Origin of the sequence: Flavobacterium sp. GSB-24 (assembly GCF_027924665.1) — a bacterium.
In the GTDB taxonomy this organism is placed as follows: domain Bacteria; phylum Bacteroidota; class Bacteroidia; order Flavobacteriales; family Flavobacteriaceae; genus Flavobacterium.
On the sequence record NZ_AP027043.1, the window covers coordinates 995278 to 1011085 of the forward strand.

General features: G+C 32.8%; 14 protein-coding genes. 5 read left to right on the forward strand and 9 right to left on the reverse strand.

All coding sequences use genetic code 11. The annotated features are described in order from the left end of the window. Window positions 1-84 precede the first annotated feature (84 nt). From QMG60_RS04515 to QMG60_RS04555, 9 genes are all read right to left on the reverse strand, one after another. On the reverse strand, window positions 85-1488 hold the full coding sequence (locus tag QMG60_RS04515; RefSeq protein WP_281867010.1) for a glycosyl hydrolase family 8: 1404 nt from the start codon (window positions 1486-1488) through the stop codon (window positions 85-87). A gap of 104 nt (window positions 1489-1592) precedes the next feature. Continuing rightward, on the reverse strand, window positions 1593-6443 hold the full coding sequence (locus QMG60_RS04520) for an Ig-like domain-containing protein (RefSeq protein ID WP_281867011.1): 4851 nt from the start codon (window positions 6441-6443) through the stop codon (window positions 1593-1595). A 23-nt stretch (window positions 6444-6466) separates the two neighbouring features. Next, on the reverse strand, window positions 6467-6766 hold the full coding sequence (locus QMG60_RS04525) for a hypothetical protein (RefSeq protein ID WP_281867013.1): 300 nt from the start codon (window positions 6764-6766) through the stop codon (window positions 6467-6469). Window positions 6767-6793: 27 nt separating this feature from the next. Next, window positions 6794-7288: a GNAT family N-acetyltransferase gene (locus QMG60_RS04530; RefSeq protein WP_281867014.1), complete on the reverse strand. Its 495-nt coding sequence runs from the start codon at window positions 7286-7288 to the stop codon at window positions 6794-6796. Window positions 7289-7301: 13 nt separating this feature from the next. After that, window positions 7302-7754, reverse strand: a complete 453-nt coding sequence (locus tag QMG60_RS04535; protein ID WP_348773906.1) for a tail fiber protein — start codon at window positions 7752-7754, stop codon at window positions 7302-7304. Window positions 7755-7862: 108 nt separating this feature from the next. Continuing rightward, window positions 7863-8384, reverse strand: coding sequence for a tail fiber protein (locus QMG60_RS04540; protein WP_281867015.1), 522 nt, complete (start codon window positions 8382-8384; stop codon window positions 7863-7865). 21 nt (window positions 8385-8405) lie between these two features. Next, window positions 8406-8915 carry a tail fiber protein gene (locus QMG60_RS04545; protein WP_134138802.1) on the reverse strand — a complete coding sequence of 170 codons (510 nt, stop codon included), beginning with the start codon at window positions 8913-8915 and terminating at the stop codon, window positions 8406-8408. Between the two features lie 35 nt (window positions 8916-8950). Continuing rightward, window positions 8951-9619 (reverse strand): twin-arginine translocation signal domain-containing protein, encoded by a 669-nt coding sequence (locus tag QMG60_RS04550; RefSeq protein WP_281867016.1) that lies wholly within the window; start codon window positions 9617-9619, stop codon window positions 8951-8953. Window positions 9620-9845: 226 nt separating this feature from the next. Continuing rightward, on the reverse strand, window positions 9846-10022 hold the full coding sequence (locus QMG60_RS04555; protein ID WP_057115473.1) for a twin-arginine translocase TatA/TatE family subunit: 177 nt from the start codon (window positions 10020-10022) through the stop codon (window positions 9846-9848). 212 nt (window positions 10023-10234) lie between these two features. Here QMG60_RS04555 and QMG60_RS04560 point away from each other — a divergent pair, with 212 nt between their 5' ends. The 5 genes from QMG60_RS04560 to QMG60_RS04580 all read left to right on the forward strand — a co-directional run bounded on the left by QMG60_RS04560 (window position 10235) and on the right by QMG60_RS04580 (window position 15620). After that, the gene (locus QMG60_RS04560; RefSeq protein WP_281867017.1) at window positions 10235-10741 is read left to right on the forward strand and encodes a peptidase; all 507 of its coding nucleotides are present in this window, start codon (window positions 10235-10237) and stop codon (window positions 10739-10741) included. An 11-nt stretch (window positions 10742-10752) separates the two neighbouring features. Further along, complete coding sequence (locus tag QMG60_RS04565) at window positions 10753-12237, forward strand: GH3 auxin-responsive promoter family protein (RefSeq protein ID WP_281867018.1); 1485 nt, start codon at window positions 10753-10755, stop codon at window positions 12235-12237. 126 nt (window positions 12238-12363) lie between these two features. Further along, window positions 12364-14052 (forward strand): hypothetical protein, encoded by a 1689-nt coding sequence (locus tag QMG60_RS04570; protein ID WP_113676991.1) that lies wholly within the window; start codon window positions 12364-12366, stop codon window positions 14050-14052. Beyond that, on the forward strand, window positions 14053-15033 hold the full coding sequence (locus tag QMG60_RS04575) for a hypothetical protein (RefSeq protein WP_281867019.1): 981 nt from the start codon (window positions 14053-14055) through the stop codon (window positions 15031-15033). It begins immediately after the preceding gene. A gap of 50 nt (window positions 15034-15083) precedes the next feature. Then, window positions 15084-15620 carry a hypothetical protein gene (locus tag QMG60_RS04580; RefSeq protein ID WP_281867020.1) on the forward strand — a complete coding sequence of 179 codons (537 nt, stop codon included), beginning with the start codon at window positions 15084-15086 and terminating at the stop codon, window positions 15618-15620. Window positions 15621-15808: the final 188 nt, after the last annotated feature.

Here is a 15808-nt window from a genome sequence, read left to right on the forward strand (position 1 = left end):
AAATTCCAAATTCCAAACCGTTTGGAATCTTTAAATAAAAACTCCCAAATTACAAATTGTAATTTGGGAGTTTTTATTTTGAGACTATTTCAAAATCACTTTTTTGGTAATGTTTTTAAAATCATCATTGGATATTTTTACCAAATAAACTCCTCGCGCTTGGTTAGTTAGATTTATTTCTGTCAATTCTGAAGTTGTTTTTTGTTGATGAATAACACTCCCTGAAGGAGATATTATCGAGATAGTAGATTTCCCAGGTGCACTAACTGTGATTCGATCAGCGCTCGGATTTGGAAAAAGCGTAACAGTAGATTTTTCAATATCAAAATTTTCATTGTACAAAGTAGCAGTTGGAGGTAGATAAAAATTACCAGTTAGTAAAAAAGAATATAATGTTTTTAGGGTGTGATTGAAGTAGCTGTTTGGTTCGTTGAGGTTTTTTAAATCGGTGTAAGAAGCATCTAAATGCGCTTGATTTTCTCCAGCCATTGCAGCACAGGCAAATGCACCCACAAAAGTAGCATTGTGCCATTGGCCGCTTACTGTTCCGTTTTGATTGTAACCATCTTTAATATTTGTGGAACCTCCAAGATTAACGCGAACAAAATCAGATGATTTCTTAGCATACGTTTTGGCATCGGCATTTCCATACCATAAATAATCAACCGCAATACGCCAAGGCGTTCTGGCAGCATCATACGTATAACTTTTTCCGGCATTGTTATATCCGTTTGCTGCAGCTATAGCAGAATAAGCGCCAAAAGCTTCGCACCAGTCCGAAACTAATCCTCCAACAGCATTGTTTACAGTAAGATTATTGTTAATAACTGTATAAGATTTCGCTGCAACCTGATTCCAAAAAACGACATCATTTGTAAAAACTCCAAATGCTCTGTAATAAGCAGGTGAGAAGTAAGAAGGATTTGTGATTTGGCTACCGCCGAATTGATCTCCAGGTTTTAAAACATAAGTATTGGCTTCCACTTCATAATTTTTAATAGCAGAAATTAAAGCAGTCGCATCGGTTTTGTAGTTAATGATTCCACTGCTTCCCCATTGATAATCGGCAACGATAAGGGCAAATGCAACATCAAGCTCGGCATCTGTAGCTCCGTTTTGACCAATAGCTCCAGAACAGCCATTAATTTTCCAGTTCATTACTTTGTTGCCGTTTAAATTGTCTTTGTAATACAACCAAAGTCCGTCAAAAAGGTCCTTGTCTGCCTTATAAACAGATAATAACATTCCATAACCAATTCCTTCAGAAACGGTTTGAGATGGATCATCAAATTTTACTCTGTATCTTCCGTTAGAACAAGGCTCAACAAAATTGGTTTTCCAAAGATCATAATTGTTTTTGACATCTTGGCTGTTTTTGGGCGAAGGCATTAAGCCATTTGCAAAAACAACATTGGCAGGAAACGGCTGCTTTTGTGCATTACTTTTGAGGCACAAAAAAGCAACAGTAATTAGAAGTAGGTTTTTCATAATTATTGTTTAATAGATTTAGGGACTCTAAAAGTAAGATTTTTTAGATATAAAAAACCCCGAATTAAATTTTAATTCGGGGCTGCTTTAAATATTAAAATATATTATTTTTTTAGAATAAATTTTTGAGCTTTAAATGTATTATGATTGCTGTTTTTAATTAAATAAACACCATCAGAAAGATTTTCTATGTGAATTGTATTTAGAATATCTGAATCTAGATTTACTGATTTTACAATTTTACCAGAAGCATCAATAATGATATAATTTCCATTATATTTAGTTACAATATTTAATATTCCTTTACTTGGAATAGGATACATTCTAAATTCGGCTGATTTAAAATCATCAACACCTAATGTTGATACATTTATACAATCTGAAACAATTGTACAGCCTGCCACTGTAATTTCAACCTTATATTCTCCAACAACAGATGGTGTAAAGGATTGATTGTTTTCGTTAGCTAATAATGTATTTGGACATTTATACCATTGGTATACGGCTCCTGCATGATCAGATGTTAATATTCCTGAATTTAAACTTACAGATTTTAAAATGGCAGATGCATTGTTGATAGTTAATTGTAACGTTTTAGTATCACAGCCAGCACTATAAGTGTAAGTTCCAGAATTTGTGTATGTTACCCCATTCACAGGCCAAGTGTAACTGTCACAAGCTAATTCTGTCTGCGTAGAATTTGTTGCATTAGTTATTGTTAATACTAAAGTTTTAGTATCACATCCCACAGTATTTGTGTATATTCCAGAAGTTGTGTATGTTACCCCATTTACAGGCCAAGTGTAACTGTCACAAGCTAATTCTGTCTGCGTAGAATTTGTTGCATTAGTTATTGTTAATACTAAAGTTTTAGTATCACATCCCACAGTATTTGTGTATGTTCCAGAAGTTATGTATGTTAGCCCATTCACAGGCCAGGTGTAACTGTCACAAACAGATTCTGTCTGCGTAGAACTTGTAGTATTAGTTACTGTTAATACTAAAGTCTTAGTATCGCATCCTACAGTTTTTGTGTATGTTCCAGAAGTTGTATAAGTTTCTCCATTCACAGGCCAAGTGTAACTGTCACAAACGGATTCTGTCTGCGTAGAATTTGTTGCATTAGTTACTGTTAATACTAAAGTTTTAGTATCACAACCAATAGTTTTTGTGTATGTTCCAGAAGTTGTGTATGTTACCCCATTTACAGGCCAAGTATAACTATCACAAACGGATTCTGTCTGGGTAGAGCTTGTAGTATTAGTTATTGTTAATACTAAAGTTTTAGTATCGCATCCTACAGTTTTTGTGTATGTTCCAGAAGTTGTGTATGTTTCTCCATTTACTGGCCAAGTGTAACTGTCACAAACAGATTCTGTCTGTGTAGAATTCGTTGTATTAGTTATTGTTAATGCTAAAGTTTTTGTATCGCAACCTATCTTATCTGTATAAGTACCAGAAGCTGTGTATGTTTGTCCATTTACAGGCCAAGTATATGAATCACATCTAGAAATTGTTTCCACAGGAGATGATGTAGAAGGTGTTATGGTTAAATTCAATGTTTTAGTATCACAGCCAACAGTTGCTGTATATGTACCAGAACTATTATAAGTTACTCCATTAACACTCCATTTATAAGTATCACATGCAACTACATTTTCTGGTGCAGAAGTTGTAGAAGGTGTTATGGTTAAATTCAACGTTTTAGTATCGCAGCCTACAGTCGATGTATATGTACCTGAACTAGTATAAGTTGTTCCATTTACACTCCATTTGTAAGTATCACACGCGACTACATTTTCTGGTGGAGAAGCAGTGGAAGGTGTACCAGTAACCGTTTTTACCAAAACTCTGTCACTAGCACAATATGCAGTTTCACACGCTACGCAGTAAGTTGTATTATTTGCCGTTGGAGTTGCTGAAACGGAAGCTCCAGTTGCAAAACTTGTTCCTCCAGTCATTGCAGTATACCAAGTAGCAGTTGTATTAAGCGGGCAAACAGCATTCAAAGTAACTGCAGTACTTCCTAAACAAGTAATATTTTGTGTATCAGTAGTAACTGTAGCATTTGCTGGTTTGATCGATGTGGTAGTGATATTTGAATTTACCGTTGCAAAATTTGAACCACTTACCGTCGCTTGATTTGTAACAGAACAAGTGTTTTGTGGTAATGTCGCAGCAGCATTAATTGTTGCACTAAATGTAATTACTGTAGATTTTCCTGCTGGTAAAGTAAATGGTCCAGCAGAAAGTGTTGTTGCAGTTGCAGCAGCAGATGCACTTTTTGCAGTAACTGAATTATTGTTTTGAAGATTTGCAGCAACAGTTTCTACTGTTGGATCTGTTTCTTCTGTAGGAACGGTTTGAGTAGGAGCCATTTTTGAAGCTGAAGCATTGTCAGGAGCAGTAACTGTACCTGAAACTATTTTTCCAGTATATGGAGGCTCATGTAATGCTGTCCCAGTACTATTATTTGCGTCCCAGAATGTTTTTAGCTGCACAGAATTATTGGTAAAATTTGTTCCAGGAACAAAGGCAGCTGTACCCTGCAATATTACTTGAGAATTTGTACCTTGAGAGACAACATCAAATGTTCCTGCTATTAATCCAGTAGGAGCGTTTGTTATGTTTCCTGTTATATTGGCAGCACTTATCATGTTACTTGCATTATTATCAGCATAAGATACTATTGCTATATGAGCATAGCCACCGTTAATAAGCGATATGTTATTATTTTTAATTGTAGCATCGATTCTAGCAGTACTTACTATATTATTATCATTTGCCTCAGAAGAAATACCATAAGTACCAGCATTGGTAATGGTGTTACCAATTATTTCAGTAATATGTTTGGCACTTCCGTATGCAGAAACAGTAATTGCAGTAGTAGAAGATGATATACCACCTGCATCAATGATATTATTATTTATTCGTCCTTTAACAGTTCCAGATCCTTGATTTCCAACATTGCATGTATAAAGGGCATTATAACTTGATTTTATAGTATTGTTTATAATATTATAATTTACAGTTGCAGATTCATTTACTTGTAATGATAAACCACTGCTTCCTGGACTAGAGGTTGCTGCATTTATAGTATTTGCATCTGTAGCAGCATTATTACCACCTATTTGTACAGTATTTGAAGATGTTCCATAAAAGTTTAGTGCTAAACCAGTACTTTTAGAATTCGAAAAATCATTTTTCTTAAAAACTAAATTGTTAATGGTGCTCCCTTTAGCCTGAAAAATAAAGTTACTATCTCCGTTTGATTTATTGAAAGAATTTTTAAATTGACATCCTGTAACGGCCAATGAAAGATTTGGATTCTGAGAAAGAAGTCCATTAAATCCAAAAAAGCCTCGTCCCCAAGAGTCATTTACATTTGTGTTGGTTATGGAGCAAGTTCCTTTTAAGTTAAGAGCAAATATTCCGCCGACATTTACATTTCCGCCATTATAACTTCCGCAACCAGTTAATGTACTATTACTTAAAGCAAAATTAGTAACATTATTAAGGTTAATACCCATAGAATTAGTTGTTCCTGTAATAGCAATGTTATCTAAAGTAACACCACCAGAAATAGATTTAAAAAACATCGCTCCAAAAGAACTGCTGTTATCATCTTCTGGATTACTTGCGATTGAAGTTGAACTATTTGCATTCGTAAAATTCATGTTTTTAAGTGAGATATTGGCACATGAAATAAATTCAACACCTCTATCTTGAATATTTAAAATAGTACCTCCAGATCCTGCTGTAGTTCCAGTTCCTGTTATTTGAAAATTTCCTGCAGCATTTGTAACCGAGATTCCTTTTACAGTATTATTACAAGAAATACTTTGAAAAACGCAATCTATGGTACTTGCTGTACTTGCATTACCAATACTTACAGCTTGACCATTTGTTACACTAATCGTAGCATTTTTGATTTTTAAATTACCAACAGCAGACCCAGACAAGGTTCCAGTCATTGCTACAGCCTGAATATCATTATTTGCTTTTAAATTGATCCCTGCAATAATAGGATTTGTTCCTGCTGTTGAAGGGAGTGTGTTACTATAACTTGGCACTGTAAGGCTTAATATAGAAACTAAACTTAGCGCCGCACCTTGGCCAATTACTTTTTGATCATTATTTAAATTCAAAGTTCCAAGAGCTGTTCCACTATATATAAAAATGGGATTTGCGCTTGTACCTGTAATACTGCTTAAAGCTTTATAAGGTGTAGCCAAAGTACCGTTTCCTGCTGTTGCAGCGGCTCCGTTAACAAATATGATAGGTGTAGTAACAGTAATGTTTACTGTGGCTGTTGAGGTTTTTCCGCTTCCAGTTGTTACAGTGTAAGTAAAACTATCCGCTCCAGAATATCCTGCATTAGAATTATAAGTAAAAGAGCCATTTGATGCCAGATTAACAGTTCCGTTTGTCGGATTAGTTAAAACACTAGCGGTTAAAGTTGTTCCGTCTGGACTTATATCATTTACTAAAACTCCTTGTGCAGCATTTACAGTAATACCAACATTTCCTATACAAGAATAAGAATCATTATTACCAATTGGAGTGGCTTTAAAAGAATTAGGCACTAAGGTTAAATTTGAATCTAATATATCCTGAAAAGTGGTTCCTAATGCATCATCTGCGCCCGTGTTTGCAATTGTAATAGTATAATCAAGCTGAGAACCAGGTTGTGCATTTCCACCACCATTTACAGCTACAGCATTTGTTACAGTAACAGTTGCAGCAACTGCAGAGGTAGTTTTCTGGATTTTCTTAATCTCGGGCTTTTTACTTTTATTTTTTTCTTCTTTTTGATTAATAAAAGTTATTTCAGCTTTTGCTAAACTTTCAACTATAGGGGCAACAACATTTTTCTTGATAATACTATTGTATTTCATACCGAAGCTTAGAAATCCTAATAATATTATTACAACTAAGAGTTTGTTATTTTTCATTTTTTTTGCTTTAAATTGCCTGATTAAGAAAATACTGCTTCATATTTCATTCCCACTTCATCAAAACCAAGTGGAGTCAGAAATAATTCTAAATTGCCTTCTTGAGGGTGGATTACATTAAAAATACCCTGCTCGTAATATTCATCTTTTTGTTGAGTACGAAAAACTAAAGAAAATGGAGTTCTTTCTAAGGGAGAATAACTGTTGAATTCTGTTGCCGAAATTAATTCCGCGTCAAGCTGAACTTCTTCCGAAATTTTAATGACAAAAATTGTATTAAGTAATGAATTAAAGTTATTTACAGAGAGTAAAGTTATATCCATAGAGTATAGTTAGTCGTTATATTTCAATTATTTAGAGGTCCATTCCATTAAATGATAAACTCCATTTGTTTCGCTTATTTTTTTAAATCCTAATCTTTTGTATAATTCCATCGCAGGGTTAAAAACTTCTACATGTATCTCTACACTTCGATTATGATCAGCCGCTTTTTTCAAAATTTCTTTTAAAATAGAGCTGCCAATACTTTTATTTCGCCACTCTGGTAATATTGTAATGTCTATAATTTTAATCCCTTCGTTTTCAAAAGAAAAATCAATATATAATCTTCCGATTGGTATATTCTCTTTTTCAATTATATAGTATTTAGTTTTTAAAAAAGTTTTCTGATAATATTGATGTTGAGAATAAAACTGCTGGTCAATAAAAAGCTTTTTTTGTTCATCATTCCAATTCGTTCCTTTATCTAATTCTTCTTGACGTGTACTGCCATATATTTCACGAAGAAGTGGCATGTCCATTTCCTCAATGCTGCGAAAATCAATATCTTTTATTTCTAATTCCAAATCATTAATAAAATTAGGGTCTTTGAGGAAAAATTCCTTGAAGAGCGATACAAAAATTCATTGTCAAATAAGGCATCATATTATTGTGAGGGATGCTCGATCCACTGGTAGCAATTGTCTTTTCTCCCATAAGAGCATCTGTACCAGCATTAGTATAAACTCTTATAGGATTACCTCGACCTAAACTATTATTAGCGGGAGAAGTTGATTGAGAATTTAAAGTAGCCGCCATTAATGAATGAGTATGCAATGGAATTTCAGATTCTAGTAAAGTAACCGTTTCAGATCCACCAATTTCTCCCAAATTATGTAATGATAAACCCGGACCTTGTCCGGGGTGCATTGGTACACTCCCTTGTAAATCGGGTAATGCAAAATTACTTTTTCCATCACCTCCATAAGTTGTCCCCAGTAAAGAGAAAAGTGCTGTATTTTGAGATATGGGTAATAATTGGCCATTACACATAGCCCAACCTGTGGGTGCAAAGTTAAATGGAAACAGGCGTATCTCGGCAACAAATTGATCCATAGTTTATATTGTTATATTTTACTAAAAAGAATTAAATTTTAAGTTCTAATTTTGGATGGGAAATATTCCAAACAACGAGATAATAAAATTGATACATAAATACGGCTGAAAATTAGTATGTGGCTGACTACCTCCAACCGGAGTAATTACAGCTGAATTTAGAGCTGTTGTAGGAGTAGCACTTGAATACATTTTACTTCCCGGCGGAGTTGTACTTAATTGAGCGCTTGCAGCGCTTGCAGTATCTGCTAAATCTGTTGCCGCCAATAATGAATGACTATGCGCAGGAATTTGATTAACAGTAAGAGTCACTTCTTCAGCACCACCTGTTTCTGCTAATGTAAAGTTTGTACCATAATTAGCATTACCGGTATGTATAGGAACTCTGCCTCTTAAATCGGGTAGTGCAAATGTACTTTGGCCGTCACCTCCATACGTAGTACCAATTAATTGAAATAGCGTTTCATTTTCCGAAATAGGGAGAATTTGTCCTTCACAAAATTGCCATCCGTTAGGAGCAAAATTTCCCGCAAACATTCTGATTTCACCAATGTAAGGTTGTGACATATCTAATTTTTTCTAATTATTTTAATTTTGACTTGGAAAAATACCTACTAACGAAATACAAAAATTCAACGTTAAGAAAGGCTGCATATTTAAATGTGCCTGACTTCCACCCACATTTGTAATTGATCCAGAGTTCATAGCAGTAAAATTTTGACTTTGGCCGCTATAAACTAAATTTGGAGCTGTATTTCCTAAATAATTTGCAGAAGCAGGAATATTTGTATTTACTGCATCTGTTTTCACCTTCAAGGCATGAGTATGCTGTGGCAGCTCAGAAATATTTAAGGTATGTGCATATTCGCCAGCTTGTTCACCAATAATATGTCCATTTCCAAAATGAATAGGGGTCCTGCCGCGTAAATTAGGTAAAGCAAAATTAACTCTTCCATCTCCACCATACATCGTTCCCAATAATGAAAACAAAGCTTGGTTTTGATTTATCGGTAAAAGCTGTCCATTACACATCGCCCAGTTTTTTGGAGCAAAGTTAAATGACATGATGCGTATTTCTCCTAAAAAAGGTTGTGCCATAATTTTGACTATTTATAGGTTAAAGAAGATTTTTTTTAAATCAAAAAAGAATTAACAGTAAGCTTATGCTGAGAAATAACTTCTTTTTGATATACAATAGAACTACCTTCTTTTATGATAATTTTTGTTGAAGTTTGATCTGAAGCTAAAATAGTTTGCAAAGAAACGCTTCCTTTTTGTGTATCAAAAGAATACGGATTTAATTGCTGCGTTGGAGCAGGAAATAAATATTTTGATAAATCAACATTAGGATTATTTTTCTTTAATTCTGTCATTGCATGAGAAATCGCTTCCAAATCAAAACCTGATAAAGATTTTACAGCTTTCCATTCGCCGTTTTCATTTTTTCCAAAACACAATAAAACATCATCTATTTTTCCAGTTGTTTCGGTATGAAGATGCATTGGAAACATTTTTAAAAAACCATCCTGAGAACTGTAACAAACATCTGAAACTGCTTCATATCCATTTTTTTGCCAAGTTATAATACCTTTAGTATAGCATTCCTGCAAAGAATGGTCAAGTTGAAAAGTACTTGAAGCGGATAATTTTAAAAACTTTGATAGAATATTTTCCTCATTTGAATGCTTTAAATCCCAAAAGTCTGTAAATGTATTTTGGGCAATAAGAGAACTGCTGAATAATGTTGCAGCTCCTGCAATGCCAACGTTTTTTATAAAACTCCTACGTGTTGAATTAATCATAATTATCTGCTTATCAGTTACAAATTCTTGATAAAAATAAGTAAAAGAAAAATGCAAATGATAAAATTATGTTAAAAGAACAATAAAAACCGTATAACTACGTTGTTTTTTTTATTTTTTAAAGAAAACACTTATAAGCTAAAATTTTGTATTTACTTGGATTTTTAGCACAAAAAAATCCCAGACTATAATTATAGTCTGGGATTCATTAATAAGTTGAAGGTTACTATTTTGTTTCTTCCTCTTGTTTTTTAGCAGCAGGTTGATCGTCTTTAGCAGCGTTTTTAAATTCCTTAATTCCACTTCCTAAACCTTTCATTAATTCTGGAATTTTTTTACCTCCAAAAAGTAATATCACAATACCTACTATAACAAGGATTTCTGTAAGACCTAATCTTCCCATGACTGTATATTTAATGCCGAAGCAAATTGATTATTAAGTTTTCACCGCAAAGGTATATAGAAATATACGAACTAAAAGTATTTTTGGTTTAAAATATTTGTCTTATACCACGTTAAATATTTTATAAAATGCTATATTAAGCAAATTTGGAGAAATTAACGGGGCATTATCAATATGATTAATTACTATATTTGCTTGAATAAAGAAGTATAATGGCTAAGAAAAAAAAGAAAAATCTAAGGAAAAAATTGTTCATCAAAAATCGGCTGGTAGTTTTGAATGAAGATACTTTTGAAGAAATATTTTCCTTTAGACTTACTTTAATGAATGTTTTTGTGACATTTACTTTAGGAGGTATTTTTTTAATTCTAATTACAACTTTCATAATAGCCTTTACACCGCTTCGCGAGTTTATTCCAGGATATTCTTCTACCGAATTAAAAAGAAATGCTACGAAATTGGCAATTAAATCAGATTCACTAGAAACAGCTTTAAAACAAAATGAAGCTTATATTAAAGGAGTTCAAAAAGTATTAAAAGGAGAATTAGAATATTCAAAATTTAACAAAGATTCTATTTTAGCAGAAACAGTTGTAGATCCATCAGATTTAAACATGAAAGCTTCTGGTGCTGAAATTAAATTAAGAGAAGAAGTCGCAGCAACTGAAAAGGAACAAAACACCAAATCGAAGGACAAAAAGAAAAGTGACAAAAAATAATACCACATCAAATGTCAATTAAAGGAATCGCGGCAAAATTATTTGCTAGTAAAATATACCATCAAACACAAACTTGGGCACAAAAACCAGTCGAAACCCAACAGAAAATCTTTAAGAAATTAATAAAAGAGGCAAAAGGAACAAGTTTTGGTAAAGACCATCGTTTTGATGAAATAAATACAATTGAAGATTTTCAGAAAAATGTTCCGGTACGAGATTATGAAGATTTAAAACCTTATATAGAAAAAGTTGTAAAAGGAGAAGGAGATATTTTATGGAAAGGAAAGCCCTTATATTTTGCTAAAACTTCGGGAACAACTTCGGGCGCAAAATTTATTCCGCTGACGAAAGAATCCATGCCCTATCACATTGAAGCTGCTCGAAATGCCATCTTACATTATGTTCATGAAACCGGAAATGCCGATTTTGTTGACGGAAAAATGATCTTTTTGCAGGGAAGCCCTATTCTGACTGAAAAATATGGAATCAAATTTGGGAGGCTTTCTGGAATTGTAGCGCATTTTGTTCCTAAATATCTCCAGAAAAATAGAATGCCATCTTGGGAAACCAATTGCATTGAAGATTGGGAAACCAAAGTAGATGCAATTGTAGACGAAACCATTAAAGAGGATATGTCGGTTATTTCTGGAATTCCGTCTTGGGTTCAGATGTATTTTGAACGTTTGCAGCAAAAAAGCGACGGGAAGAAAATAGGCGATATTTTTAAAAATTTTAATCTGTTTATTTACGGAGGCGTTAATTACGAACCATATCGTGCCAAGTTCGAAAACATGATTGGCAGAAAGGTAGATAGTATAGAATTATTTCCGGCCTCTGAAGGATTTTTTGCCTATCAGGATTCTCAGAAAGAAAAAGGAATGCTTTTATTGTTGAATTCAGGAATTTTCTACGAGTTCATAAAAGCAGATGAGTTTTTTGAAGAAAACCCAAAAGTGCTGACAATTGGAGAAGTAGAAATAGGAGTAAATTATGTTTTGATTATTTCTACAAATGCTGGGCTTTGGCGTTATAATATTGGTGATACAGTTCAGTTTACATCTTTATCTCCATACCGTGTTATAGTCTCTGGCCGTATCAAGCATTATATTTCTGCTTTTGGAGAACACGTGATTGCCAATGAAGTAGAAAATGCAATGAAAGAAGCCGTTGCATCGACTAATATTGTAATTAACGAATTCACGGTTGCACCCCAGATTAATCCTTCAAACGGACTTCCGTATCATGAATGGCTTATAGAATTCGAAAACGAACCAGAAAACATGGAAGTTTTTGCCGAAACTATTGACAATTCAATGCGAAAGCAAAACATTTATTACGATGATTTGATTACCGGAAATGTTTTAAGAAAAGTCGTGGTTACTAAAGTTTCTAAAAATGGATTTCAGGATTATATGAAATCGCAGGGAAAATTAGGAGGACAGAATAAAATTCCGAGATTGTCTAATAATAGGGAGATTGCGGATAATTTGAAATAAAATTTATTTATCTCTCTAACAATTTGTTAAATAAAGGTTGACCGAAATTATATATTAAATTCCTACTTTCGTTTAATTAAAATACTTAAATCTTCTTCATGAAAGAAGATTTTAAAATAAAAAAGCATGAAAGAAACCAAACATATATCAAGATCTAGAGCGCAGGAATCATCTGCAGCGATAGAAAAAATGTACATTACAATGCGCCATTTATTCAACCGTGGTTTTTATAAACCAATGGGAGTTTCTGGCGACAGCTTACGCGAATCATTATTAGCATTACGTCCTGAAATCTACGGAAATATAGCCGAAGAAAAAGTAGAACTTAACGGACTTTTATACGTGATTGAGCGTCTTCCAATCGGAATTGAACAATGCCGTTTTATCAATTTAACGTCAGATGAAGGATATTCTAAATCGCATTTTCAGGCAATTGTTCCTCCAAAAAGAAGAAGAAACTGCTACAGAATCGACGAAGAACAAATGAACGTAGAAATTACGCGCGGACGTTCTGATATTTATGATATTCTAACGCATTTGACTTTCATTTTTATTGAATCTCATAAAATTAAAAACAGAGTTTTAATTGATGACGGAGGAGAAGTTTCTCGCGACTGGCAAAAATTGGAGCAAGCTGTTATGCAGACCAAAAAGCTTTCTCAAGTTGAAAAAGAAAAAGCTATTTCGCACGTCGCTAATATTTTAGCAAGAACTTTCGAAGAAGTTTTGGATATTTACGATGCTTTTGGTTCTGAAAATGCACCAGATCGTTTCCTGCACGTTATTTATTGGTTAGGAAAATTAGCAATCGAAGAAATTGTTGAGAATAATAAGCGTACAATTACATTTAGTCCGGTTTTACGCGAGCGTTTAGGACACCATATTCATGGAGAAATCTGGGCAACAAATATCAAAGAAGTTCTTAAAGCAAACGATTTGCTGAAAAGACCAATTCACGTCATTAGTGCGAATATGCACAGTGTAATGAATTCGATTTTTGCAACGCCTTTATTAAAAACAAAATTTAAAGGAAAAACAGATTTCTTTATTTACGAAGAATTAAGCAGTTCAGGATCAAAAGAAATTAGAGGGCAAGTTGAAGAATTGGCTCTTAAAAACGGAATGATTTCGCTTCCAGATACTTCTGGGACCAATATCGACGTTCAGATTTTTGATACGGCCAAAATTGACTGGTCGAAAACGGCATTTTCTTATGCTAATATCGACGAAGAAAAACCAGTTATCATTGTTATGGATTATGCTTTTGGAGAACAAGCTTATGAAACTATCGATGAACTTTTGAAACCATTTAAAAAGGAGACTTTACTAAATGTAAAATCGGTTTCTATTATGGGTAAAGCAGGAATTCTAGAAGGTGGAAAAGGAGATATCATGATCCCGACGGCACATATAAACGAGGGTACAGCAGATAATTATTTCTTCGAAAATGAACTTACAGGCGCTATGTTTGAAGGAAATGATATTGACATTTATGAAGGTGCGATGGTTACCGTTCTTGGAACATCTTTACAAAATAGAGATTTATTAAAATTTTTCCATGAATCAACTTGGGGTGTAATCGGCCTTGAAATGGAAGGATCTTATTATCAAAAAGCAATTCAGTCGGCATCTAAAATTAGAAAAAGTGTGCCGCATGATATTAAAGTTCGTTATGCTTATTACGCTTCAGACAATCCATTAGAAACAGGAAGTACATTAGCATCAGGCGGATTAGGAACAACAGGAGTAAAACCAACTTATTTGATTACAATAAAAATTCTTGAACAGATTTTCAATATAAAAGAACCAGTGTAAATGAGTACAAAAGTACCCCACAATTCAGAAGATCAAGAGATTGATTTATCCCAGATTTCACAAAAGATAAGCAATTTTTTGGAATCTCTTAAAATTTCTATTTTTAATGGAATTCAGTTTTTTGTGCAAAACTGGATTATTGTTTTAGTATTAGTTGTGGCTGGTTTTGTTGTTGGAATGATTTTAGATAAAACGCAGAAAAAATATCAGCATCAACTTATAGTATCGCCAAATTTTGGAAGTACTGATTATTTGTATTCTAAAATTGATCTGATTGATTCTAAAATTAAAGAAAAAGATACATTATTCTTGAAGAATACTTTAGGAATTGAAAAACCTAATGATGTAAAATCTATAGAAATTAAACCTATTGCAGATGTTTATAATTTTATTCAAAATAAGCCTGAAAATTTTGAATTGATCAAATTGATGGCAGAAGATGGTGATATCAATAAGGTTCTTCAAGAAAATATTACAAGTAAAAATTATACTTATCAAACGATAATTTTAGTTACAAACAGCAAAACATCTGAAGATAAACTCATTAAACCACTTTTGACGTATTTTAATGATTCCGATCACTTTAATAAAATACAAAAGCAGATTTACAAGAATGTAGAGTTAAAAATGAAACAAAATGATACTATAATCAAACAGATAGATGGTGTTTTAAATAATTTTTCTAAATCTACAAATAATAGTGCTAAAAGCGATAAACTGGTGTACTATAATGAAAATACGCAGTTAAATGATATTATTAAAACAAAAGAGACATTGATTAACGAACAGGGAAATCATAAAATTGAACTGATAAGTTATGATAAGATTATAAAAGAAAACAGTGTCGTGCTAAACAAAGAGTCTGAAGTATTTCAAGGACGTTTAAAAATTATCTTACCCTTAGCTTTTATTTTAGGATTTATTTTGCTTCGAATCTTTATTAGTTTTTATAGAAACCAATCACGTATTTTGACTGTTTAAAATTTTCAGATTATTAATCAAAAAAATTACATTTGTCAAAAATTAAAATAATGAATAATAAATCTATCTTAATAAATTTAATTGCTCTTGTATGTTTCATTTCTTGTAAAAATAAAGAAGTACAAGAACCCGTAGAAGAGGTTAAAGCAAATACTTTTGATGTAATTGTTGATTTAAACATACAAAAAGATGATGAATTAATTCTTTTTTACAAGGATGCATCAATAGCGTATTTTGATGAGAAGAACACGGTTTATAATGGCGTAAAAGGAAAATCAGAAGCACAAACGGTTACTTTTAGTATTCCTGAAGGAATTTTACCAAACGATATTCGTTTTGATATAAGTTCTAAAAAAGACCAGCAGCCAATAAAAATCAATTCGATAGCATTGAGCTACAGCGGCAGAACTTTTAAAATTGAACAAAGAGATTTATTAAAATATTTTACTCCAAATGAGTTTATAAATTTTGATGAAGCAACAGGCACAGCTTCTTTTACAGAAAAAGAGGGTAATTATGACCCAATTTTTAATACAAAACCGGCAATATATGTTGAGCTTGAAAAAATAGAAAACACCAAATTATAGCCAGAAATAGTTATAAGATAAACATAGAGGTTAATTCATTATTTATGAGTTAACCTTTTTAATATAAAGTATATTGATAATTTTATTTCGTAAATATTTTTTTCAGCATGCATCGTTGATTGTACTGATGTTTGGAGCATTAAGTTTTTTTGCTTCGAATATTTTTATGAAAGAGATTCTAAGCCCAG